Annotated in this window: 16 protein-coding genes; 9 read left to right on the forward strand and 7 right to left on the reverse strand. The window is 54.0% G+C overall.

Going from position 1 to position 24,953, the window contains the following annotated elements; all coding sequences use genetic code 11:
• Nucleotides 1–2 precede the first annotated feature (2 nt).
• Nucleotides 3–926, reverse strand: coding sequence for a branched-chain-amino-acid transaminase (gene ilvE / locus LX59_RS08235; RefSeq protein WP_144571372.1), 924 nt, complete (start codon nucleotides 924–926; stop codon nucleotides 3–5).
• A gap of 59 nt (nucleotides 927–985) precedes the next feature.
• Nucleotides 986–3,937: a bifunctional [glutamate--ammonia ligase]-adenylyl-L-tyrosine phosphorylase/[glutamate--ammonia-ligase] adenylyltransferase gene (gene glnE, locus LX59_RS08240; protein WP_144571373.1), complete on the reverse strand. Its 2,952-nt coding sequence runs from the start codon at nucleotides 3,935–3,937 to the stop codon at nucleotides 986–988.
• Between the two features lie 256 nt (nucleotides 3,938–4,193).
• Between glnE and aceE the strand changes: the two genes are divergently transcribed.
• The 4 genes from aceE to msrA all read left to right on the forward strand — a co-directional run bounded on the left by aceE (nucleotide 4,194) and on the right by msrA (nucleotide 12,025).
• A complete protein-coding gene (aceE, locus tag LX59_RS08245) occupies nucleotides 4,194–6,842 on the forward strand; it encodes a pyruvate dehydrogenase (acetyl-transferring), homodimeric type (RefSeq protein ID WP_144571374.1) in 2,649 nt (882 codons plus the stop codon).
• A gap of 11 nt (nucleotides 6,843–6,853) precedes the next feature.
• Nucleotides 6,854–8,464, forward strand: a complete 1,611-nt coding sequence (gene aceF / locus LX59_RS08250) for a dihydrolipoyllysine-residue acetyltransferase (RefSeq protein WP_144571375.1) — start codon at nucleotides 6,854–6,856, stop codon at nucleotides 8,462–8,464.
• Between the two features lie 660 nt (nucleotides 8,465–9,124).
• Entirely contained in the window at nucleotides 9,125–11,329 is a 2,205-nt protein-coding gene (locus LX59_RS08255; protein WP_425457486.1) for a putative bifunctional diguanylate cyclase/phosphodiesterase, read from the forward strand.
• 60 nt (nucleotides 11,330–11,389) lie between these two features.
• Nucleotides 11,390–12,025 carry a peptide-methionine (S)-S-oxide reductase MsrA gene (msrA, locus tag LX59_RS08260; protein ID WP_144571377.1) on the forward strand — a complete coding sequence of 212 codons (636 nt, stop codon included), beginning with the start codon at nucleotides 11,390–11,392 and terminating at the stop codon, nucleotides 12,023–12,025.
• Between the two features lie 40 nt (nucleotides 12,026–12,065).
• Here msrA and glyA read toward each other — a convergent pair whose 3' ends face one another.
• The 3 genes from glyA to ettA all read right to left on the reverse strand — a co-directional run bounded on the left by glyA (nucleotide 12,066) and on the right by ettA (nucleotide 16,068).
• Nucleotides 12,066–13,322, reverse strand: coding sequence for a serine hydroxymethyltransferase (gene glyA / locus LX59_RS08265; protein WP_144571378.1), 1,257 nt, complete (start codon nucleotides 13,320–13,322; stop codon nucleotides 12,066–12,068).
• Nucleotides 13,323–13,576: 254 nt separating this feature from the next.
• A complete protein-coding gene (locus tag LX59_RS08270; RefSeq protein WP_246118722.1) occupies nucleotides 13,577–14,095 on the reverse strand; it encodes a phosphate-starvation-inducible protein PsiE in 519 nt (172 codons plus the stop codon).
• Between the two features lie 308 nt (nucleotides 14,096–14,403).
• A complete protein-coding gene (gene ettA, locus LX59_RS08275) occupies nucleotides 14,404–16,068 on the reverse strand; it encodes an energy-dependent translational throttle protein EttA (RefSeq protein WP_144571379.1) in 1,665 nt (554 codons plus the stop codon).
• Nucleotides 16,069–16,312: 244 nt separating this feature from the next.
• Between ettA and recC the strand changes: the two genes are divergently transcribed.
• Together recC and LX59_RS08285 are read left to right on the forward strand one after the other, a co-directional pair.
• Nucleotides 16,313–19,588 carry an exodeoxyribonuclease V subunit gamma gene (gene recC / locus LX59_RS08280; protein WP_144571380.1) on the forward strand — a complete coding sequence of 1,092 codons (3,276 nt, stop codon included), beginning with the start codon at nucleotides 16,313–16,315 and terminating at the stop codon, nucleotides 19,586–19,588.
• Between the two features lie 10 nt (nucleotides 19,589–19,598).
• Nucleotides 19,599–19,997, forward strand: coding sequence for a bacteriohemerythrin (locus LX59_RS08285; RefSeq protein ID WP_144571381.1), 399 nt, complete (start codon nucleotides 19,599–19,601; stop codon nucleotides 19,995–19,997).
• Nucleotides 19,998–20,004: 7 nt separating this feature from the next.
• Here LX59_RS08285 and LX59_RS08290 read toward each other — a convergent pair whose 3' ends face one another.
• Nucleotides 20,005–21,654, reverse strand: coding sequence for a L,D-transpeptidase family protein (locus tag LX59_RS08290; protein WP_170234353.1), 1,650 nt, complete (start codon nucleotides 21,652–21,654; stop codon nucleotides 20,005–20,007).
• A gap of 127 nt (nucleotides 21,655–21,781) precedes the next feature.
• On the opposite strand from LX59_RS08290, the gene LX59_RS08295 reads away from it, so the two are divergent.
• The 3 genes from LX59_RS08295 (at nucleotide 21,782) to LX59_RS08305 (ending at nucleotide 23,574) form a co-directional block, all read left to right on the forward strand.
• Nucleotides 21,782–22,498: a murein L,D-transpeptidase catalytic domain family protein gene (locus LX59_RS08295; protein ID WP_144571383.1), complete on the forward strand. Its 717-nt coding sequence runs from the start codon at nucleotides 21,782–21,784 to the stop codon at nucleotides 22,496–22,498.
• 209 nt (nucleotides 22,499–22,707) lie between these two features.
• Nucleotides 22,708–23,169: a glycine zipper domain-containing protein gene (locus tag LX59_RS08300; RefSeq protein ID WP_144571384.1), complete on the forward strand. Its 462-nt coding sequence runs from the start codon at nucleotides 22,708–22,710 to the stop codon at nucleotides 23,167–23,169.
• 84 nt (nucleotides 23,170–23,253) lie between these two features.
• A complete protein-coding gene (locus tag LX59_RS08305) occupies nucleotides 23,254–23,574 on the forward strand; it encodes a DUF2388 domain-containing protein (protein ID WP_425457484.1) in 321 nt (106 codons plus the stop codon).
• A gap of 2 nt (nucleotides 23,575–23,576) precedes the next feature.
• On the opposite strand, the gene LX59_RS08310 is transcribed toward LX59_RS08305, so the two are convergent.
• Complete coding sequence (locus LX59_RS08310) at nucleotides 23,577–24,938, reverse strand: hemolysin family protein (RefSeq protein WP_144571385.1); 1,362 nt, start codon at nucleotides 24,936–24,938, stop codon at nucleotides 23,577–23,579.
• Between the last annotated feature and the right edge of the window lie 15 nt (nucleotides 24,939–24,953).

The following is a 24,953-nucleotide window of genomic DNA, read 5'->3' on the forward strand; positions in this document are numbered from 1 at the left end:
GCTTATTTAACGAGGGTGCGCCATTCGGTGTGGCTGGCGATTTTGCCGCTAACCAGATCGAAGTAGGCTTTTTGCAGACGCTCAGTCACCGGCCCACGGCGACCGGCACCGATTTGACGACCGTCTACTTCACGGATTGGGGTGACTTCAGCGGCGGTGCCAGTGAAGAAAGCTTCATCAGCGATATAGACTTCATCGCGGGTGATGCGCTTCTCAATGATCTTAATGCCGAGCTCATCCGCCAGCGTCAGTACGGTATTACGGGTAATACCGTTCAGGCAGGAGGTGACTTCGGGGGTGTAGATCACATTGCCTTTGATGATGAAGATGTTTTCGCCCGAACCTTCGGCCACATAGCCTTCGGGGTCAAGCATCAAAGCCTCATCCGCACCGCCGGAAATGGCTTCTTGCAGCGCCAGCATGGAGTTGATGTAGGCGCCGTTGGACTTAGCGCGGGTCATGCTGATGTTGACGTGGTGACGGGTGAAGGAGCTGGTACGCACCTTGATGCCCATCTCCAGCGCTTCATCGCCCATGTACGCGCCCCAGTGCCAAGCGGCCACAATCACGTGGACTTTCAGGCCGCTGGCACGCAGGCCCATGCCTTCACTTCCGTAAAACACCATCGGACGGATGTAGGCGCTTTCCAGATTGTTTTCACGCACCGCAGCGCGGGTGGCTTCGTTAATTTCCTCTTTGGTGTACGGCATCTTCATATTCATGATATGTGCCGAATCAAACAGACGATCGGTGTGGGCGTGCAGGCGGAAAATAGCGGTACCTGCCGGGGTTTGGTAGGCGCGCACTCCTTCAAATACGCCCATGCCGTAGTGCAGGGTGTGGGTCAGAACATGGGTGGTCGCATCGCGCCACTGAACCAGTTCACCGTCGTACCAGATGACACCATCACGGTCGGCCATCGACATCTTGCCAGCTCCTCAGATTTTCTTCGCCAGTTTAGGTATGTGTGCAAGGGCAGGCTGCTTTAGGACAGCCCCAACGAGTGCCAGATACGCAGAACGCTTTGGCGCTCGTGATGAAATTGATCTCCTGCTACCACACCGGGTTGCCGTTGTAAGGACAGCCGGTGCGCCGCTGCGCGATAGGCCTTATAGGCGTTCTGGAGCGCCTGAACGCTTGCCACAGGCAAGAGCTTTGTGTGCTCCAAACCATCGAGAATGCGGATATTATCCGTGTAGCGCAGCAGCTCGGGATACTGATGCGACCACGCTAGTGTGGCGTATTGCACCATAAATTCGATATCCACGATACCACCCGCATCATGCTTGAGGTGGAAGCGATGATCGGGCTGAAAGGCTTCAGGGGTGGTTCCGCCGTGGGTAGCACTGGTTCCCAATGCCGTGCGCATTTTGGCCCGCATCTCGCTGACCTCATGGGCCAATTGGCTAAGATCTCGCGCTCGTCCTAACACCTGATTGCGAATGAGCTGGAAGGCGGTTGAGAGTTCGCGGCAACCGGCCACTGGGCGGGCGCGTACTAAGGCTTGGTGTTCCCACGTCCACGCCTCTTGGCTTTGGTACTGGGCATAGTGGGATAGGGTGCTGACTAACAACCCCGCTGCCCCAGAAGGCCGTAGGCGCATATCCACCTCATACAGCGGGCCGGAAGCCGTTTGGGTCGTCAGTAAGTGGATGATGCGCTGTCCCAAACGGATAAAAAACTGCGCGCCGTCGATGGGTTTCAGGCCGTCGGTTTCCTGATTCGGATCGCCGTTGTGGATAAACACCAAATCCAAATCCGAACCGTGACCGAGTTCAATGCCCCCTAATTTGCCGTAGCCTACGATGATAAAATCAGGATTGCAGAGGGTTCCGTCGCGGCGTTTGGGCTGTCCATGTCGGGCGGTGGTGTGCTTCCACGCCAGCGCTAGGACTTGCTCCAAAATGGCCTCGGCCAGCCACGTCAGGTAGTCGCTAACCTTCATCAAGGGCAGAGTTCCCGCCACCTCTGAAGCGGCTACCCGGAGGCTATGGGCCAGCTTGAAATGGCGCAGGGCTTCCATTTGTTGCTCCAAATCCTCTTCGGGAATACGCATCAGGCGCTCATTGAGCTCGGCGGCTAACTCAGGAGCCGCCGGTGGTGCGTACAGGCGCTCAGCATTCAGCAATTCATCCAGCAGCAGCGGAAAACGGGTGACTTGCTCGGCAATCCAAGCACTGGCTCCGCACAGGCTCAGCAGGCGCTCTAAGGCTCCGGGATTCTCAGTCAGCAGTACCAGATAGGCCGAGCGGCGGGCGATGGCTTCCACCAGCGGTAGCACACGGCTGAGTACCAAATCGGGATCGGGTTGTAGCGCGATGCGGCAGACCAGACGCGGGATAAAAGCGTCTAATCGCTCGCGCCCCAAGTTTTGCATACTGCGCCTTTGGCTGCCTTGATGTAGCGCCTTGAGGCGTTGGGCGGCGGCTTCAGGCTGACTGAACCCCAAGAGGTGAAGTTGCTGCTGAGCATCCTTCTCTAACCACTCTTCCCCCCAAGTCAAACATTGACTGGCTGGACGAGGAGCGGGCTCTGTTAACGCCTGCGTTTCGGTGTCTTCCTTAGGGCAGGCAATCACTTGCTGAAAATGGGCGTTAATCCGATCTCGCCAATGCTTCAGTTGCTGCATTAGGCTGGGCCAGTCGGCAAAACCCAGCATCAAAGCCACTCGGGCTTGATCGGTCGGATTGTCCGGTAACACTTGGGTTTGTTGGTCGGCGATGGCTTGTAGTGCGTGTTCCAGATAACGCAGAAAGTAATAGCCTTCGCGTAGCTCGGTGACGGTTTCACTGGGCAGATAGCCTCGGGTTTCCAAGGTCGCCAATACACCAAGCAGCGGACGTTGTTGCAAGCTACTGTCGCGTCCGCCGTGGATCAGTTGGAACATTTGGGCAATAAATTCCACTTCCCGAATGCCACCGGCTCCCAGCTTAATGTTCTCGGCCATGCCCTTGCGCTTCACTTCTTGAGCGATGAGCTGCTTCATGGCGCGTAAGGATTCAATGGCCGAAAAATCCAAGTAACGCCGGTACACAAAAGGCCGCAATAACTCCATCAACTGCTGCCCCGCCTGCTGATCGCCCGCTACAACACGGGCTTTGATCATGGCGTAACGTTCCCAGTCACGGCCTTGTTCTTGGTAGTACTGCTCCAGCGCAGCAAAGCTAAATACCAAAGCCCCTGAGCTGCCGTAAGGCCGCAAACGCATATCCACCCGAAATACAAAACCGTCCACTGTGATGGCATCCAGCGCTTTAATTAGCTTTTGGCCTAAACGGACGAAAAAGGTTTGGTTATCCAGCTCTTTAGCGCCATCGGTAGCGCCGGTTTCGGGATAGGCAAAAATCAGGTCAATATCGGAAGATAGGTTCAGTTCATAGGCTCCCAGCTTGCCCATGCCCAGTACTACCAAATGTTGCGCTTGCCCCTGAATGTTGCGCGGTATCCCATATTGGGCACAGAAGCGGGTATATAACCACTGATAGGTCAGATCAATGCAGTTATCGGCTAAATCCGATAGATCGCGACAGGTTTCGGTTAAATCTGCTTGGTAAGTTAGATCGCGCCAAATGATGCGCACTTGGTGCATCTGGCGAAATTGCCGTAATGCTTGGGCCAATTGGGTTTCATCGTTACAGCCTTCTAAGGTCGTAGCTAAGGATTGGCGCAGACTGCCGGTGGATAGGGGTTGATGCAACAGGTTGGCGGCGATCAGTTTTGGCAGCAAGTGCGGCTGGCGCAGCAGTTGTTCGAACATAAAATCGCTGGCAGCTACCAGCCGTTCTAGGTTGCTGCGTTGATCCTTGATCCAAGTACGGATGCAAAGATTCGTACTGTCGTATTCCTGAGCTAGGCTTTCTGTATGGGCTATGAGCGCCTCGGTGCGTTGGGCAAGGTGGGTTAAAGACTTTGGTAGAACAACCTGTGTAGATCGCATGCGCTCTTCCTCTAGCAAAGTCTCTGAGGCTTTGGGCTCAGAGGTGGAACAAAAATCCCTGCAATAGCTAAGGCTTTGTAGTGTGACTACTAAATTTTTATTAAAGGGGGCTGAATCCTTTTGAGTTTTGTAGTAAAACTACAAGCGCCGGCCCACCAGCCAATAAAAATGCCAAGAACATACACGCCGACCCAAAAAGTCGGTAGTGAAAAACAGGTAACCGATTGTGGAAGCCTTTTCTGCACTGGAGCAAAGCATGCAAGACCTTGATCCTGTCGAAACTCAAGAGTGGCTGGATGCCCTTGAATCTGTCCTCGACCGTGAAGGTGAAGATCGCGCTCATTATCTGCTGACCCGCATGGGCGAGTTAGCCAGCCGTACAGGAACACAACTTCCTTACGCTATTACCACGCCCTACCGCAATACCATTCCTGTTACCCACGAAGCACGCATGCCTGGCGATTTGTTCATGGAACGCCGCATTCGCTCCTTGGTACGTTGGAATGCGCTGGCGATGGTGATGCGGGCCAACAAAAAAGACCCTGATTTGGGTGGCCACATTTCCTCCTTTGCCTCCAGTGCCACCCTGTATGACGTCGGTTTTAACTACTTCTTCAAAGCCCCGACCGAAGAACACGGCGGCGACCTGATTTACTTCCAAGGCCACACCGCCCCCGGCGTGTATGCTCGTGCGTTCTTGGAAGGCCGTATCAGTGAAGACCAACTGAACAACTTCCGCCAAGAAGTGGATGGTGAAGGCCTGTCCTCCTACCCACACCCTTGGCTGATGCCGGACTTCTGGCAGTTCCCCACCGTATCTATGGGTCTGGGCCCGATCCAAGCGATCTACCAAGCCCGCTTCATGAAGTATCTGGAGCATCGTGGCTTTATCCCTGCCGGTAAGCAAAAAGTCTGGTGCTTCCTAGGCGACGGTGAGACCGACGAGCCCGAAGCCTTAGGTGCCATCGCACTGGCCGGTCGTGAGAAGCTGGACAACCTGATCTTCGTGATCAACTGTAACCTGCAACGTCTGGACGGCCCGGTACGCGGCAACGGCAAGATCATCCAAGAACTGGAAGGCGTGTTCCGTGGCGCTGACTGGAACGTGATCAAAGTGGTTTGGGGCCGCATGTGGGACCCACTGTTTGCCCAAGACAAAGAAGGCGCACTGCAACGCCGTATGGACCAAGTCGTCGACGGCGAGTACCAAAACTACAAGGCCAACAACGGCAAGTTTGTGCGCGAGCACTTCTTCGGGGCCGATCCGCGTCTGCTGAAGATGGTGGAAAACCTCTCCGATGAGGAGGTATGGAAGCTCAACCGTGGCGGCCACGACCCATTCAAGGTCTATGCAGCCTACCACGAAGCTGTCAACCACAGCGGACAACCCACCGTGGTTCTGGCCAAAACCATTAAGGGTTACGGCACCGGCTCCGGTGAAGCGAAGAACATCACCCACAACGTCAAGAAAGTGGATGCGGAAAGCCTGAAAGTCTTCCGTGACCGTTTTGACATTCCGGTGAAAGACGAAGATCTGGAAAAGCTGCCCTTCTATCGTCCGGACGCTGACAGTCCAGAGATGAAGTACCTGCGTAAGAGCCGTGAAGCTCTGGGTGGCTTTGTTCCTCAGCGCCGCGCGCGCAGCATCAGCATTCCGACTCCGCCGCTGGAAACCCTGAAGTCCATCCTCGACGGTACCGGCGATCGCGAAATCTCCAGCACCATGGCCTTCGTGCGTATCCTGTCGCAATTGGTTAAAGACAAGGATCTGGGCAGCCGTATCGTCCCCATCATCCCGGACGAAGCCCGTACCTTCGGTATGGAAGGCATGTTCCGTCAGCTGGGTATCTACTCCTCCGTAGGTCAGCTGTACGAGCCTGTGGATAAAGACCAAGTGATGTTCTACCGCGAGGATAAGAAAGGCCAAATCCTCGAAGAAGGCATCAACGAAGCCGGCGCGATGTCGAGCTGGATTGCCGCGGGTACTGCCTACAGTATCCACAACCAGCCCATGCTGCCCTTCTACGTCTTCTACTCCATGTTCGGCTTCCAGCGCATCGGCGATCTGGCGTGGGCCGCAGGCGACAGCCGTGCCCGTGGCTTCTTGATCGGCGGTACTTCAGGCCGTACCACCCTGAACGGTGAAGGCTTACAGCACGAAGACGGTCACAGCCACATTCTGGCCTCCACCGTTCCGAACTGCCGCACTTATGATCCCACCTTCGCGTACGAGCTGGCGGTGATCATCCGTGAGGGCATCCGTCAAATGACCGAAGAGCAGAAGGACATCTTCTACTACATCACGGTCATGAACGAAGCCTATGCCCACCCGGCCATGCCTGAAGGCGTGGAAGAGGGCATCATCAAAGGCATGTACCTGCTGGAAGAAGACAAGCGCGACGCCGCGCATCACGTTCAGCTGATGGGCTCTGGCACCATCCTGCGTGAAGTCATCGAAGGCGCGAAAATCCTGCGTGAAGACTACGGTATCGCCTCTGATGTCTGGAGCGTCACCAGCTTCAACGAACTGCGCCGCGAAGGTCTGGCCGTTGAGCGTTGGAACCGCCTGCATCCGTCCGAGAAGCCCAAGCAGACTTACGTTGAGCAGTGCTTAGGTGGACGTAAAGGCCCTGTGGTTGCCTCTACTGACTACATGAAGCTGTTTGCGGATCAGATTCGTCAGTGGGTTCCGAGCCACGAGTACAAGGTACTGGGCACCGACGGCTTTGGCCGCAGCGACAGCCGCAAAAAACTGCGTCACTTCTTCGAGGTCGATCGTTACTGGGTGGTTTTGGCCGCTCTGGAAGCGCTGGTCGATCGGGGCGAATTAGAAGCACGCGTTCTGGGTGAAGCCATTGCACGCTTTGGCATCAACCCTGAAAAACTCAACCCACTGGACTGCTAAGGAGACGCACCATGAGTGAAGTGATTCGCGTACCCGATATTGGCACCGGTGCTGGTACCGTTATTGAACTGTTCGTTAAGGTAGGCGACCGTGTGGAAGCCGACCAAAGCCTGCTGACCCTAGAATCCGACAAGGCCAGCATGGAAATCCCTGCGCCCTTTGCCGGCGTGGTGAAAAGCATCAAGGTCAACCTGAACGACAAGATTAAAGAAGGCGACGAAATTCTGGAGCTGGAAGCCGAGGGCGCCAGCGCCGCGGCTCCTGCTGCACCGGCCCCTGTGGCCGAGCCCGCCAAAGCCGCTGAGCCCGCCCCTGTGGCAGCTCCGGCCGCCGCCACCGTGGAAAGCCTGCAGGAAGTTCGTGTTCCGGACATCGGCTCTGCGGGCAAAGCCAAGGTCATCGAGGTTTTGGTCAAAGCGGGTGACAGTGTCAGCCCTGAGCAATCCTTGATTGTTCTGGAGTCCGACAAAGCCAGTATGGAAATTCCCTCACCCGTCGCGGGTGTGGTGGAAAGCGTCAGCGTTCAATTGAATGCTGAAGTAGCCACCGGTGATCTGATTCTGAATCTGAAGGTGACTTCAGCGGCTTCTGCTCCAGCAGCTGCACCTAAAGCCGCTGCACCGGCAGCAGCTCCGGCTCCTGTCGCTGAAAAAGCTCCGGCCGCTGCTGCTCCAGCGCCTGTAACGGCGGCTCCGGCTAAGGATGCCAGCAAAGTACACGCCGGCCCCGCTGTGCGCCTGCTGGCTCGTGAGTTTGGCGTAGATCTGGCCGTGGTTCCGGCCACTGGCCCCAAAGGTCGTATCCTGAAGGAAGACGTACAGCTGTACGTCAAAACCATCCTGCAACAAGGCAAATCGGCCGGTGGTGCAGCGGTTACTGGCGGTGCTGGCATTCCGCCAATTCCTGCGGTGGACTTCAGCAAGTTCGGTGCGATTGAAGAAGTGCCGATGACGCGCCTGATGCAGGTAGGTGCAGCCAACCTGCACCGCAGCTGGCTGAACGTGCCCCACGTGACTCAATTTGAGTCCGCCGACATCACCGAGATGGAAGCCTTCCGTATTGCACAGAAAGCCGTCGCAGAAAAAGCTGGTGTCAAACTGACCCTGCTGCCGATTCTGCTGAAAATCTGTGCCCACATGCTGAAGGAAATGCCCGACTTCAACAGCTCCTTGGCCCCCAGTGGCGCGGCGCTGATTCGTAAGAAGTATGTGCACATCGGTTTTGCCGTGGATACACCCGATGGCCTGCTGGTTCCCGTCATCCGTGACGTCGACCAAAAGAGCCTGCTGCAACTGGCCGCCGAGGCCGCTGAGCTGGCCGCTAAAGCGCGCAGCAAAAAGCTGTCTCCCGATGCCATGCAAGGTGCTTGCTTCACCATTTCCAGCCTCGGTCACATTGGCGGCACCGGCTTTACGCCGATCGTCAACGCGCCGGAAGTGGCAATCCTCGGTGTTTCCAAAGCCACCATGCAACCGGTTTGGGACGGTAAGGCCTTCCAGCCTCGCCTGATGCTGCCGTTGTCGCTGTCCTACGACCACCGCGTCATCAATGGAGCTTCAGCGGCTCAATTTACCCGCCGTCTGGGTGAGCTGCTGGCCGATATCCGTACTCTGCTGCTGTAATTTCTAATAGCTTCTCGCTCCTACGAACGAGCCCCTTTATAAATAATTAAAGAGGGCTCGTTTTTTATTGGAATGTTTGATAAAAGCTAAAGGATAGCTTTGGTTCGGGTGCGGTAAGTTTTTTGAGTGTCTCGGATAATTAACAATAAAAATAAGTGTGTTTGAACCTGTTTGTGGTTGCTTAGGCTTGTCGAATAAGTCTGGGTTTTACTCCAACATCAAACGCCATTCGAGCGGTTATAATGTGAATATCCAATGGTCGATACCCCGCTATAGAGCATTAAAAACCCAGAACCTTTGTGATGGGTCACCGTTAATTCCAAGGACTGCTCCGCTTGGGTTTTTAAGTTTCGTGCGTGAACACACCTTGGCTTGGAGATCCTGTTTTTTAGCATCCACAAGGGAGCCCCGCGAGCTTGAGCGAAATATCACAGCATTGAGCCTAGCTGAGGGTATAGCCTATGCTCAGCATATAGACTTAACTGAGCCAATTCGGCAGCTATTATACAAAGATATAGCGCATCAAATGATGCAAAAAGGCTACTATCCGGTCAGTGATCACCGGCGAGTGTCCCAAAGGTTATGGAAGCTTCTGGACGTGGGCAAATGGAAGGATTGGACTCCTCTTTATTGCAGGGTCATTTGGTGATTTCTGGAGGAATGTCGGAGCCAATGGTACGAGACCCAATGCAACAGATTGGTCGAGCACGCGCCCAACAACGCCTCATAGCCCAGTTGGCCAGTCGGCCCTATGGCCAATCTTCTTTACAGGAAGCCGCTTGTCTTATTGTTCGAGCTGCTGTAGACACCTGCGGTGTCAGCCGGGCCAGTCTATGGTTGATCCAGAATGGCCTATTTCTGCCTTTGGCGCGCTCCTCCCGTACCGAGGAGATGTCGAGCCCTCCCTTAGATGCACACCAATGCCCACAATACTGGGAGGCGCTTAACCTAGAGCGTGTCCTTGATGTGCGTGACGCTTGGAATGATCCTAGAACCTGTGAGCGGCTGGAGGATTTTCAAAGCCGTCAGGTGATGTCTGTATTGGAGGTTGGAATCCGCAATGCAGGAGCCTTGGTCGGTGTCTTACGTTTAGAGCAGATGGATCATCAGCGCGCATGGCATTTGGATGAAACCGCCTTCGCCAAAGAGTTAGCAGACCATTTTGCCCAATTGATGGCTAATCAGCGCTGTTTGGATGCCAACCATTCGCGGCATTTATTTCAGCGGGCGATTGATCAGACATCCAGTGCCTGCTTGTTGATAGACAGAAGCGGGCGTATTGAATACGCCAATCCCAGCTTTACCACCATTACCCAATTTACCGCAGAAGAGGTTCAAGGCCGCCACCTAGCTGACCTACCTGCTTTGGAAAACCTAGGGCGCATTTTGCGTGATGCGATGGGCTCTTTAGCCTGTAACAGCAGTTGGCAGGGCGAGTTTTGCAGCCGGCGTAAAGACCAAACGCCTTATTGGGGTCATTTGTCCGTTTCCAAGATTTTTGATGAGCAGCAGCATCTCACCCATTACATCATCATTTATGAAGATATTACGGAAGCTCGTTTAGCGCGCCAACAGATTGAGCGCTTGGCCTATACCGACAGCCTAACGGGATTACCCAACCGAATCTGCTTTATTCAGCAGTTAGAAGCACGCTTAACCCATAAGCACGATGAGCATTTGGCGTTGCTGTTGGTAGATGTGGATAACTTCAAACGTATTAACGACAGCTTTGGCCATAACATAGGCGACAAGCTGTTGGTACGTCTTGCTCAACGTTTGCATAGCGCTTTGGGGTTACACGGTTTTGTGGCGCGTTTTGCCAGTAATGAATTTGCAATACTGATGTATGAGACCGATTTTGAAAGCGGTTTGGCTTTAGCCCAGCAATTGGTCTGTAGCTTGGATGATCCTATTTGCATCGACGATCAGCAAATCAATATCAGCGGTTCGGTGGGGTTAGCCTGTGCTCCAATCCACGGCCATGACCCTCAAGCTTTGCTAAAACATGCTGGATTGGCTTTGCGTAAAGCTAAGACCAACGGCAAGAATCAAGTCCAAGCTTTTAGTGAAACCCTAAATGCTGAAGCTGAATTTCGGTTGTTTTTAGAAAATAATCTGCGTTTAGCTTTAAGTCAGAACGAGTTGGCCGTGTACTACCAGCCGAAAGTGTGTCTACGCACAGGACGTTTGGTGGGGATGGAAGCCTTACTGCGTTGGAATCATCCCGAGCGTGGCATGATTCGCCCCGATCAATTTATCCCGGTAGCCGAAGAAACCGGGCTGATTGTCCCCATCGGTAATTGGGCCGCCCGCCAAGCCTGCCGTATGGGTGCGCATTTATATCATCTGGGAATGGGTGAGCTGCACATGGCAATCAACCTATCTCCGCGTCAATTTGCTGACCCTGATCTGGTGGATAAGCTGCGTGCCATATTGCAGGAGGAACAGCTTCCGCCCCATTTGTTGGAGTTGGAGCTGACCGAAAGCTTGTTACTGGATGCCACCGACATGACCCATCGAAAGCTGAATGAATTCAAGGCTATGGGCATCACCCTAGCGATGGATGATTTTGGCACGGGCTATTCCTCCTTAAGTTACCTGAAAAAATTCCCGATTGATGTGATCAAAATTGATCGCAGCTTTGTTAAAGATATTCCCGATAATCAAGACGATATGGAAATCACCTCCGCTGTGGTTGCGATGGCCCACAACCTGCGGCTTAAAGTGGTAGCCGAGGGCGTGGAGACAGGACAACAATTGCAGTTTTTAAGACGACAGCGCTGTGATATTGGGCAGGGTTATTTGTTTGACCGCCCCATTCCGGGGCCAGAGCTGGTGGCTCAGTTGCAACGCTATCAGCAATAGTAAGCGACTGAAATAGCAGGCCTTTTCCAGTGTGCTGGGAATACTTAGGAGGAGTTTTTGATGCGTTCCATCTTAGAAACAATGCCTCTCCCTACGCCCGATCAATGCTTACCGGGACGCACGACTCCCATGCCCGTACCAAAACAGCACTTTGTGACCCAAAATCCTTTGGTTCCCCCTTTTCCAGAACCTTTACAGCAGGCGGTGTTTGGAATGGGGTGTTTTTGGGGTGTAGAGCGCTGCTTTTGGCAGTTACCAGGCGTTTGGACAACAGCAGCAGGCTATGCAGGCGGACACACGCCCAATCCCACGTATGAGGAAGTTTGTTCGGGACTAACCGGCCATGCTGAAGTGGTGCGGGTAGTGTTCGACCCTAGACAGATTGAATACCTTGATTTGCTTAAGGTGTTCTGGGCTCGGCATGATCCCACACAGGGGATGCGTCAGGGGAATGATGTGGGGACTCAATACCGCTCGGTGATTTATTGCATGAATGCAGAGCAACGAGCCTTAGCCGAGGAAAGCCGGACGCATTTCCAACCCTTATTAGTGCGGGCAGGTTTTGCGAACATCACCACAGAGATTGCGGACGCTCCGCCGTTTTACTACGCCGAAGCCTATCACCAGCAGTATTTGGCCAAAAATCCAGAAGGATACTGTGGTTTGCGAGGTACAGGAGTTTGCCTGCCTGTATAGAACACTAAGGCTGTCTTAGGACAGCCTTAGCTTAAAGCGATTAGCGACCGTAGACCGGCAGACGGGTGCAGATGGCTTGAACCTTCTCGCGTACCGCATCCACTACCGATTCGTCACCCATGTTTTGCAGAATATCGCAGATCCAGCCCGCCAGTTCGCGGCATTCCACTTCAGTAAAGCCCCGGGTAGTGACCGCAGGGGTTCCGATCCGCAGGCCAGAGGTTACAAAAGGTGAACGTGGATCATTGGGAACGGTATTTTTGTTGACTGTGATGAAAGCACGACCTAAAGCCGCGTCTGCGTCTTTGCCGGTGATATCTTGCTTGATCAGGGATAACAAAAACAGATGGTTCTCTGTACCGCCAGATACCACGTCAAAGCCGCGATCAATAAACACCTGAGCCATGGCTTTGGCGTTTTTCACCACTTGCTGCTGGTAGGTTTTGAACTCAGGAGTCAGGGCTTCTTTAAAACACACGGCTTTGGCCGCGATGACGTGCATCAAGGGGCCGCCTTGACCGCCGGGGAATACTGCCGAGTTGAGTTTTTTCTCAATTTCCTCGTTGGCTTTGGCCAGAATTAGGCCACCGCGTGGGCCACGCAGGGTTTTGTGGGTGGTGGTGGTCACTACATCGGCGAAAGGCACGGGGTTGGGGTATACGCCCGCCGCTACCAGACCGGCCACGTGAGCCATATCCACAAACAGGTAAGCGCCTACTTTATCGGCGATGGCACGAAAACGGGGAAAGTCCAAAACCTGAGAGTAAGCTGAGAAACCAGCAATGATCATCTTAGGCTGATGCTCAACGGCCAGACGTTCTACTTCGTCGTAATCAATCAGGCCAGTTTCAGTATTCAGACCGTACTGCACGGCTTTGTAGATTTTGCCGGAGAAGTTCACCGAAGCGCCGTGGGTCAGGTGGCCACCGTGGGCTAAGCTCATGCCCAGTACGGTATCGCCCGGTTGTACCAGCGCTTGGAATACCGCACTGTTGGCTTGGGAACCGGCATGGGGCTGCACGTTGGCATAGTCTGCGCCGAACAATTCTTTAGCACGGGCGATGGCCAGTTGCTCGACGATGTCCACGTATTCGCAGCCACCGTAGTAACGCTTGCTTGGGTAGCCTTCGGCGTATTTGTTGGTCAGTACACTGCCCTGTGCTTCCATTACGGCGGGGCTGGTGTAGTTTTCAGAGGCGATCAGCTCAATGTGATCTTCTTGACGCTGGGCCTCCTGTTGCATGGCAGCAAATAGATCGGCGTCGTAGCGGGCAAGGGTCAAGTCACGGCTGAACATGGGCAAGTCACCTGAAAACGGTCGGTAGAAGCGGATAATTCTACCCTATCCAGTCTAATCCGGCATATGAGCACTGCTCATACGGCGCTAAAGTCTTTTTCAGGGAGGCATTTTAGACTGACCAAAGCCAGCTCTTAGAGCACTGGCTTTGGTGGGAGGAATTGCCCTGAGCTTTTGATGAACTACTCAAGGAGTTGAGTAATACACCTCAGGGCTAGAAATTCTTGTTATTCCAGCGGAGTCCAGTATTTGGATCAATCGCTGTCACTCGCTTGGGCCTGAATTTTCGGGCGTACTACGCCATCATGTGAGCCCGAGGAGGGGAAGCGATAGGAACCATAGCGCACAATCAGGTTAGCGATGGCCAGCAATAGAATCGCGCCGCACACCATAACAATGCCCATGCTGGGCTTGTGGTTGTGCTGGATATCGCCAATCAGCATCCGAGTTAGGGCGGTAATGGAGACGTAAATCAGGAAGCGAACCGGCATACGGTTGGTTTTGAAGTAGATGCCCACCATAGCACCCAACTCCAAATAGATGAAAAACAGCAGGATGTCGTCAATGGTGGAGTGCCCTCGTTCGATCATCAGATCGAAGGACTCGACGGCGGCCCAAATAATGCAACCACCAATCACAAAGAGGGACAGGTAGTGGAAGGTTTCCACAAACAGGTTGCCAAAGGCATCCGCGTGTTTGTGAAGACGTACCCGCAGCCGTTCTGCTACGTGGTTTTGGGGCGTGGCATGCTCTTCAGAAGCGGGGCGTGCCAGATAATAGGTCGTTTTATTCAGGGCTTGCCCGATTTTTTCGGCTATGTAGAGCAGCCAAAATCGTAAACGTTCAGCCCAACGAGCCATAAAGTTGTACATGGTGCTTTGAATCTCCGTAGTGGGGGGCAGCGAGTGCTTTAGGCTTAGTGGATGTCCTAAAGCGGGGCCGATTTAATGATGTTCGGGGTCTGTATCAAATAGGTGGCTAGAACAGCATTAAAGTCGATTTAGCTTTAAGCAAATCTAGTGCCGCTCGCGCTGTTTAGCATGAGGAGAAGCCCCTTAAAGCAGGGGCTTCGAAGCCTCAATTAGGCCAGCTTTTTGTAGCGCACGCGGTGGGGTTGTGCCGCGGCTTCACCCAGACGCTTCTTACGGTCGGCTTCGTAGTCGGTGTAGTTGCCTTCAAAGAAGTACACCTGACCGTCGTCCTCGTAGGACAGAATGTGGGTGGCAATCCGATCCAAGAACCAGCGATCGTGGGAAATCACGATGGCCGATCCGGGGAAGTCCAACAGTGCCTCTTCCAGCGCGCGCAGGGTTTCCACGTCCAAGTCGTTGGACGGTTCATCGAGCAGCAGCACGTTGCCGCCTTGTTTCAGGGTTAGGGCCAAATGCAGACGGCCACGCTCACCACCGGACAGGTCTTTAACGAACTTCTGCTGATCCGCACCCTTAAAGTTAAAGCGGCCCACATAGCCCCGCGAAGGCACTTCGTAGTTACCAACCTTGATCAGATCCAAACCGTCGGATACTTGCTCCCAGACGGTTTTGTTGCCGTCAAGGCTGTCGCGGCTTTGATCCACGCTGGCGATTTGTACGGTATCACCCAGTTCAATGCTGCCGGCATCCGGTTGCTCTTTGCCGAGGATCATGCGGAACAGGGTGGATTTACCCGCGCCGTTCCCGCCGATCACCCCGACAATCGCGCCCTTGGGCAGGCTGAAGGACAGGTTGTCGATCAGTTGGCGGTCGCCGTAGCCTTTGCAGACGCCGTTGAACTCGATGACCTTGTCGCCCAAACGCGGGCCAGCGGGAATGTAAATTTCGTTGGTTTCGCTGCGCTTTTGGAATTCCTGCGATTGCATTTCCTCAAAGCGTTGCAGGCGAGCCTTGGACTTGGCTTGGCGGCCTTTCGCCCCTTGGCGTACCCATTCCAATTCGGCCTTCATGGCTTTGGCGTGGGCGGCTTCTTGTTTGGCTTCTTGGGCTAAACGGTCGGCTTTGGAGGCCAGCCATTGGGAGTAGTTGCCCTCGAAGGGGATGCCTTGTCCACGGTCGAGCTCCAGAATCCAGCCCGCGACGTTGTCGAGGAAGTAACGATCGTGGGTAATGGCTACCACGGTGCCGGGGAAGTCGTGGAGGAAGCGTTCCAGCCACGCCACGGAGTCGGCATCCAAGTGGTTGGTGGGTTCGTCGAGCAGCAGCATGTCGGGCGCGGACAGCAGCAGGCGGCACAGAGCCACGCGGCGTTTTTCACCACCCGACAGGTGCTCGATTTTGGCATCCCACTGGGGCAGACGCAGCGCATCAGCCGCGACTTCCAGTTGGCGCTCCAGATTGTGGCCATCGGCGGCTTGCAAAATGGCTTCTAAGCGCGCTTGCTCGGCGGCCAGTGCATCGAAGTCAGCATCCGGCTCGGCATAGGCGGCGTACACAGCATCCAGCTTGGCTTGAGCCTCTTTGATTTCGCCGACCGCTTCTTCGACGATGTCGCGCACGGTTTTGCTGGGATCAAGCTGCGGCTCTTGGGGCAAGTAGCCGACCTTGATGCCGGGCATGGGGCGGGCTTCACCGTCGAACTCGGTGTCCACACCCGCCATGATGCGCAGCAGGGTAGATTTACCCGCACCGTTCAAACCCAGCACGCCAATTTTTGCGCCGGGGAAGAAGGACAGGGAGATGTTTTTCAAAATTTCACGCTTCGGCGGCACAACTTTGCTCAGCCGATGCATGGTATAGACGTATTGAGCCATGGAAACCGATGTCCGTGACGAGGAAAGGGGAAGCACTCCTAGGAGTACGGGAACGCGGCAAAACTACCCGAATGCGCGAAGCAGGGCAAACAAAAGGGACTCTGTGGGCTTTGGATTGTCCGCGAGGAGTTTGTGCAGGAGGCCCAGCATTTCTAAACGCGCTGGCTTGCCCCGGATTTAGCCGAATGACTGCCTTCTGGCACAATAAAACCCTCTGATTCCCCTAGGTTGCCGAAGGATCGCCATGCTGACTCTTTTTCATGCCGCAGATTTAGAAGACCTCAGCGAATTAGCTTTAGAGGTGCTCAAAAAGCCTCGTGCTAATCCCTTAGCGCCAGAGGCTTTTGTGGTGCCCAGCCAAGGCATGGGGCGCTGGCTGACCTTACAGTTAGCACGGCGACAAGGCATTGCCATGCAGTTGAACATGGAGCTGCCATCCTCCTTTATTTGGTCGTTAGCCCGCACCGTATTGGGTAGTTTGCCGGAGCAGTCCGCCTTCAACCCGATTAACCTCAGTTGGCGGCTGTATGCCTGGTTAAAGGATGAGCACAATCTGAGGCAAGTCCCTCGACTGGAAAACTATCTGAGTCAGTGTGATGAACAGCGCCGATTGGGGTTAGCCGCCAAAATTGCCGACGTATTCGACCAGTACCTGTTGTACCGCGATGATTGGTTAGCCGCTTGGGAGCAGGGAAAGTTACTGAGTTTAGGGCCGGATGAGGATTGGCAAGCCTTTTTATGGCGCGAGCTGACCCGAGACGGCCACCCTCATCGAGCACGGGTATTGGAGACGGTGCTCAAGCGCTTGTTTGATCCTGAGCCTATTGCTGGGATCCCAGAACGTTTGATTTTGTTCGGCATCAGCAGTCTGCCGGTACATCATTTGCGGGTGCTGGAAGGCTTGGCACAACACACGCAGATTTTTTGCTTTGCCATCAATCCCACCCGCGAATCCTGGGGCGATATTCGGGATTTACGCGAACAAGCCCGATTCGACCATCAAGCGCCGCTGTCCCCCGATGAGTGGTATCTGGACTTGGGCAATCCGCTGCTGGCCAGTTTGGGCAAGCAAGGGCGGGATTTTTTCGATGGTTTGTTCAGCTTGATTGCCGATAGCCAAGGGCAAGAAACGGGCGTTTACCCTGAGGATGATGAGCTGGACGACAGCAGTCTGCTCAAAGCCTTGCAAAACGACATTATCCGCCTGCGCACCCGACCTGAGGATGAGCGCATTGCCTTCCAAGCTCAGGATCGTTCTTTAGAGGTACACATTGCCCACTCGGCCTTGCGTGAAGTGGAAATTCTGCACGATCAACTGCTGGCCCGTTTTGCCGCTGATCCCGAGCTAACCCCCGATCAAGTAGTGGTACTCACCCCGGATATTGAGGTGTATGCGCCCTTTATTGACGCGGTGTTTGCGCCGCGTGCCGAGGTGCCGCGCATCCCTTACAGCTTGGCGGATCGAGGCCTGCGCACCGAAATCCCCCTGATTGAGCATTTTTTGCAGCTTCTAAGTTTGCCCGATAGCCGCTTTAGTGCCGAAGAGTTACTCACTTGGCTGCATCAACCGGCTTTAGCGCGGCGGGTAGGCATTGAGGAAAAAGATCTGCCACTGGTGCGTTTTTGGTTGCAGCAGGCTGGCGTGCGTTGGGGACGCGATGCTCGACAACGCGCTCAGTTAAAACTGCCGGAAACCCCCGATTTTACTTGGCAACAGGGGTTGGATCGGCTGCTGCTGGGCTTTGCTGCCCCGCCTCAGTTGGCACAGGACGCACCGCCCTTGCTCTACGATCATTGGCCCTTAGATGCGGTAGAGGGCTCGCGGGGGGAGCTCCTGGGGCGTTTAGCGGATTTGGTACATCAACTGGGGCAGTTGGCGGAGCAACTGGCTCATCCCCGTCCGCTGACAGCATGGGCTGACACCTTGCTGGAGCTTTTAGAGTTACTCTTTGATGAGCAGGAGGCGGGTGATACCCTGATGCTACTGACCCGCGCCTGTGCTGATCTGCGCGAGCAAGCCCGAATCAGCCAGATGGATTTACCCATTCCCTTGGAGCTGGTGCGGCAACGTCTGACCAGCGCCTTAGAAAGCACGGCCAGCACCACCGGCTTTTTAACCGGCATGGTGACCTTCTGCACTATGGTGCCCATGCGCAGCCTGCCCTTTAAAGTCATTTGTTTGTTGGGGCTCAACGATGGGGCCTTTCCGCGTCGAACTCCAGCAGCGGGCTTTGATCTGATTGCCCGCCACCCTCGGCGTGGGGATCGCACCCGGCGCTTGGACGACCGTTATTTGCTGCTAGAAGCCCTAATGTCGGCGCGTCAGGGGTTGTACCTAAGCTATGTGGGCTTAAGTCCGCGTGACAACAAAGCCTTGCCGCCTTCGGTGTTGATCAGTGAATTGTTAGAAGTAGTAGACCAAACGGCTTATTTGGACTCAGTCGAATCCAGTGAGCCTAAAGTCAGCCAAGTGATTGTCCATCAGCACCCCTTACAACCCTTTGCTCCTTGCAGTTTTCAGCAAGGAGCTCACAGCGGCTTTGCGCGGCCTTGGTTTAAGGCGGCTCAACAACTGGCTGAGTCTGCTCAATCGGCCATGCCCTTTGTCGCTACTGAGTTGTCCTTAAACGACACGGAGCTCAGTTTAGATCCTGAACGCTTTATTCAGTGTCTACAGCATCCGGCCCGTTTCTTTTTGCAACAACGCTTGGGCATTCAGCGCCCCGATTTACAACAAGCCATTGAGCCTAACGAACCCTTTGAGCTGGATCGCGGGGCAAGCAAGCAAGTGCAGCATCTGGCCCTAAGCGCTTGTGAATATCAGTGGAGTGTTGAGGATGAGCTGCATTTGGCCCGCTCAGCCGGTTGGCTGCCTACCGGTGCCTTGGGTACGGCACATTGGGGGAGTGTACGGGCTCCGGTACAAGCCTTTGCGCCGCGTCTGTTGCAAGAGCGCCCCCAAGAAGCACCTTGGGCCATGTGGATTGATGAGTCTTTAGATCAGAAGTTGCGCCTTTGTGGTTGGCTTAACGGAGTCACTTCCAAGGGACTATTTGCTTGGAAACTCACTGAGGCCAGCAATTGGGATAAAACTGCATTTTGGCTGCGGCATTTATTACTCAACTTAAATCCCAACGAAAGTAAGAATACCAGCCGCTTGCTAACTCCCGAACAAGATTGGGTATTACCGCCATTGCACCCTGATCAGGCGCGGGCTTTGCTCAACCCTTGGTTAGAAGCCTGCCTTCAAGCGCACCAACAGCCATTGCCCTTATTTGCTCGTAGCAGCTACGCCTTTGCAGGTGCTTTGCAACAGAGAAGCAGCAAAAAAGATCCCCTAGAAGTAGCCCGAGATCGTGCCTATCAAGCATGGCAGGGCAACGATTACCAAGGTGGTGAGGGGCAAGAGTTTTGGAATGCCTTAGCTTTTCGGGATCGAGAGGCTTTAGATACAGCCTTTGAATCCCTCGCACAACGCTTACTGATACCCTTGCTAGAACATCTAGCAGACACTGAATAACGGAGCTTCTATGCTAAGTACGCAACAACTATTGGATGATTTTGCCGCCTATACCCTAGGCGATAAGGCTATGGATGATACACACCAAGCCTTCCTCCAGCTTTGCCTAACCACAGTTCAAGCGGACGGCCCTGAGTTTGTGAAGCACTTTCAAGCCCTGTTTGAACACACCCACCAGCATTTTGCTGAAGAAGAAGCACGGATGCTAACCTCAGTCTATCCCGCTTATGCAGAGCATCGAGCGGATCACCAGCGTATTTTGGGCGATATGAACCGCTTTTGTCAGCGTTTATCTCTAGGACGCACGGCAATGGCCAAGGCGTGGCTGAAGGAGAGTTTGCCCGCGTGGTTTGATGTGCATGCTAAGACTATGGACAGTGCCTTAGCTGCACACCTGAAAAACCACTGAGCGAGTATCACGGCAGGCTAGGACGTCCCGCCCGCCAAGCCGCCAGCAGTGCAGGATCTTTCTGATAGACATCCGCCCGGTATTGGATTTGCCCCTTGCTATCCACATCCGCAGTCCAGTAACCAATCAAAATCGGGACGGGTTGATCCAGCCGGTACTGACTGGTTTTACCCGTACCCAGTATTTGTTTGACCGGATCGCGTTCGGGGTCGGTTAGCAATACATCCACCAACTTGAGCGCCTGCTCTACCCGCACACAGCCAGAGCTTAACGCACGGGTATCGCGAGAAAATAGGTGACGGCTGGGCGTATCGTGTAGGTAAACCGCAAAGGGATTGGGAAAGCGAATGGCTACCTGCCCTAAAGGATTGTTCGGGCCCGCCTGTTGGCGTAGCCGAATACCTTTAGGATTATTCCAGTCCACACTGCTGGGGCTGATCGGCTGGCCTTCCAAGTTCAACACCTGAATCCCGTGCTGCTGAAGGTAACTGGGATTGCGCCGAATTCGAGGCAGCTTATCCTCTTTCAAAATGGTAGGAGGAACCGTCCAAGTCGGGTTAAGGGTTAAACGATTGACCGTAGAGCGTAGCAAAGGCGTGGCGCGATCCGGTTGACCTACTTGGGTGCGGGTAGACCAAACCGGCTGCTGATTGCGGTAGTAGATGAGACGGGCTCCAGTGACATCCACCAGCAGCATATCTGGCTCGGTGTCATAGGCCACCCAGCGTAGGCGCTCTAAGTTAATCCGCAGTTGATCCAAACGAGCACTGTGGTCGATGTTCAAGGTCGTGCGGGTTTGCTCGCCCAGTAGACCATCGGCTGACAGACCGTTGCGTTTTTGAAAAGCTGCAACTGCCTTGGCCACTGTATCGGAGTAGAGTCGGCTGTTGTCTTCCACGCCATTGCTGGGTTTTTTCAGATAACCGGCTTTGTAGAGGCGCTGTACCAATACCGGAACGCGCTCATCGTCCATACCCGGGCGCAGGGTCGGGCCAGCGGGCACAGGTTGTCCCAGTGGCTTACCGGCTTTTTGCCGCAACTGGGCATAGAGTCGGCGCAGATTGGTGTAAAGATCCAAGCTAGGCCGTGCTTGGCTAAAGGCCTGCGCCGGATTATTCCAACCCTGATCGGCCAGATTCAATAGGGTGCTAAGACGGTCTTTGCCTACACCCTCAGCATACCAAATGGGCTCTAAGCGGGACTGATCCAGCAAACCTTGCGACAGATGTCGCAACGCCATGAGATAAATTTGGCTAATCTGCACGTCCGCGCAGGCTGCTGCGATCTCGGAGGCATGGGATTCGCTGGCTGATGGTTGCAGCAGATCAAGGTGATACAACTCAGGATCTAGCCCATCATCTGCCAAATGCTCTAACTCAGCTTTTAAGCGACTTTGATGCTGTGCTTCCTGCCATGCTAAAGCGTAAGCGTGGCGTTGGTAAAAACCATGCAGTACTTGCCAGAATGGTGTATCTGGATCTAACAACTGGGTTTGAGGGCATAGGGTGGCCGGGCGCTCCAATACCTGAAGCACTGGAGGTGCCGGTGTTGAAGGCGCTTCAGTCAGCGTCTCTCCGACCTCTGTATTGGCCAAGGCTCTGGCGAGGCTGGATGCACCCCATAGCAATAGACAGAGTACCGATTTTTTGAACAACACGTTTCTCCACATAAGCGGTTTTTGGCTGTTAGACTCCAGCGCGCAAACAGCAGGGCGGCTCCTTTGGAAGTCTATCGGATGTTCCATGTGCCGCTGGAGGTTAGATTACACGAGGCCTTTTTAGCCCATGCCCACATTACTACGGAGACTTAGCCTTGCGGCAGGTCTTTTTGCGTTTTCTTCACTCGTTTTTGCAGCATCTGGTTCTGAAGCATTAGTGGATACCTTGGCACGTGCGGCCCCTAGTTTAGACCGCTATGTGTTAAATAATGCGGTACAAGCGATGCAGTGTGCGGTTCGACATGGAGCCACGCCCGCCCAGCGCCTTGCTGTTATTGACTACAGCCTTCCCTCTTCCGAGCCTCGCCTTTGGATTTTTGACCTGAATAAGAGAAAGCTGGTGTTAGAGGATTTTGTCGCCCACGGTCAAAATTCGGGCGAAAATCTGGCGACGCGGTTCTCGAATCATGAAGGCAGTCATCAATCCAGTATCGGCCTGTTTGTAACTCAAGAAAGTTACTACGGGACGCACGGATATTCCCTGCGCATGGATGGCCTTGAACCGGGTGTCAATGATCGCGCCCGAGATCGTGCCATTGTTATTCACGCTGCGGATTATGTCGATCCTACTTGGATCAGCCGCCAAGGCCGCATTGGTCGCAGTCAAGGCTGCCCAGCAGTACGTCCTGAGGTGGCTAAAATGGTGGTCGATAATTTGAAGGGAGGCCAATTTATGTTTTCTTGGTATCCTGATCAAAATTGGTTACAAAACTCCGCCTTCTTAAATTGTCCTCCTAGTGGCAGCAGAAAAGGCCTGTTAGTCAGCCGCCGCGACAGCAACTAGGTGCTTTTGGGGTACGGCTTAGTGTTACCGTACCCCCTTCCTTGCCATCCCTTAGGCTCATCCAGAATGCTGATGGGGAACTTCTATTTTTAGGTTATTTCTAATTTAAGTAAGTAATCCGAGTTCACACTGAACCTCTGGTGGTCTTTGCTCAGACTTTAGGTAGCACAGGCTTTATCGGCCAGACGGATTTGTACAAGGAAACCTCTATGAAATACCTATCTATTGTTCTGTTGGGTTTGAGTCTATCGCTGAGCCATCAGGCGATAGGGGGTGAAAAAACGGAAACCGCTATTGGGGGCGCATTGGGCGGAGCCTTAGGCAGTGTGGTTGGCCAACAAATAGGTGGATCAACCGGTGCAACCATAGGCGCGGGTGTAGGTGGTGCAGCGGGTGGCGCTGTGGGGGCGCGTGATGGCCGCCGGACGGAGTCTGCCATTGGTGGTGCTCTGGGGGCTGCGGGTGGTAACGTAATCGGCCGACAAGTCAGCGGTAGTACCGGTGGCGTTGTAGGTGCTGCCATCGGTGGTGCAGCGGGCGGTGCCTTAGGTAATGCCTACGCCGATGACGATCGGGATAAACGCAGTAAGTCCCGCCATGTTCGTCGCTATGATGAAGATCATCGTCGTGGTAAAGGGCATTCTAAGCACTGGCATAAGCACCATCGCTAGTCCAAAGTATTAGCCCAGCATTCCATTCTAAAAGCGCGCCCCTATATCGGACGCGCTTTTAGATTTTTGACTTAGGAGTTTTTCATGCAGCATTCAATGCGGATTTTAGGATTGCTGATTGGCCTCACCTCCGCTGGCTTGTGCCAAGCCATGAGTTCCACAGCGATGACGGATATGATTTCCGGTGGCCTGACCAATGCCACCGATGCCACTTCCGATGCCACCTCATCAAGGGACGATGACAAAGTGGTGTTAGCCGCTCGTGACGATGCCGCTCGTTATGTGGCCACTCATGGGGAACAGCGCGGTGCTTATCTTGAAGCCGCGCTCACTCTGATCCGCCAACAACAACCCGACTTACAGGCTACGGATATGCAGTTGGCGGAGGCGATTCTAAGCCGCTAGCTTCACTTGGCTTCAGGAGTTTGTTTAACCACCTTAGCTAAAACGATTTTGGGGCCGCGCATCTTTTTGATGATGATGCGCAATGCACCGACCTCTAGGGTTTCGTTCTCGGTGGGAACGCGCTTGAGGGTTTCGTAGATCAGTCCGGCTAGGGTTTCTGCTTCAATATCTTCTAGGGTTATCCCTAACAGACGCTCGACCTTAAATATCGGTGTATCACCTTGAACCAAGAGTTTTCCCGGCTGGTAGGCTAAGATTCCCCGTTCGGCCTTGCGGTGTTCATCCTGAATATCACCGACCAGAGTTTCCAACACATCTTCCATAGTCAGATAGCCGATGACTTTATGGTCAGCCTCTTCCACGAGAGCAAAGTGCGAGCTTCCACTACGGAAGCGATCCAGCAGACTGGATAAGGACATATGGCGGGAAACGCGCTCAATAGGATGCAGCAGATCATCTAGCTTAAAGCTTGAGGGCAGCATTTCCAGCAAGGATAGGTGTAAGAGCAAGTCCTTGATGTGCAGTACCCCGATAAAGCTGTTGCTGGCTTCATCGTATATAGGATAGCGGCTGTATTTGTGGCGGCGAAACTCAGCTAATACCTCATCTAACGAGGCATTGCGCTCTAGGTAAACCAAGTTTTCGCGCGAGTTGGCCCAGTCAGCTACCTCCAAATCCCCAAGCTCCATAGCTGAAGCTAACACCCTCATGCCCTGATCGTCCGGGTCGCTGGCGCGGTTGGAGTGCAAAATCAGTTTTAACTCGTCACGGGAGTACAGATGCTCATGGTGGGCACCTGCTTCGCCTTGTCCAGCGATGCGTAAAATACCATTGGCACTGGCATTGAGCAGGTAAATGGCCGGATACATCAGCCAATAAAACAAATATAGGGGAACCGCCGTCCATAGAGACAGCAATTCAGGTTGGCGGATGGCCCAAGATTTTGGTGCTAACTCACCGATCACAATATGCAAATAGGAAATAATGAAGAAGGCGGTGAAGAAGGCAATGCCGTGAATCAATACCTCAGAGGTAACTCCAAGCTCGCGCAGCATGGGTTCTAATAGGGTGGCAAAAGCCGGTTCGCCCACCCAACCCAATCCTAACGAAGCTAGGGTAATACCGAGCTGGCAGGCGGATAAATAAGCATCCAACTGAGCATGCACGGTGCGTAAAATCTGGCCACGCCAGCCGTTTTCAGCCGCGATGGCCTCGACCTTAGTGGCGCGCAGTTTGACCATCGCAAACTCAGCCGCCACAAAGAAACCATTTAGCAGCACTAGCAGAAAGGCAAACAGCACTAGGCCAATATCGGCCCAATAGGAAACAGCCGCAAGATCAGAGACAGCAGTATCGGGGGACATGGAAACTCTTTCAGA

This window comes from Azomonas agilis, assembly GCF_007830255.1.
Lineage (GTDB): Bacteria > Pseudomonadota > Gammaproteobacteria > Pseudomonadales > Pseudomonadaceae > Azomonas > Azomonas agilis.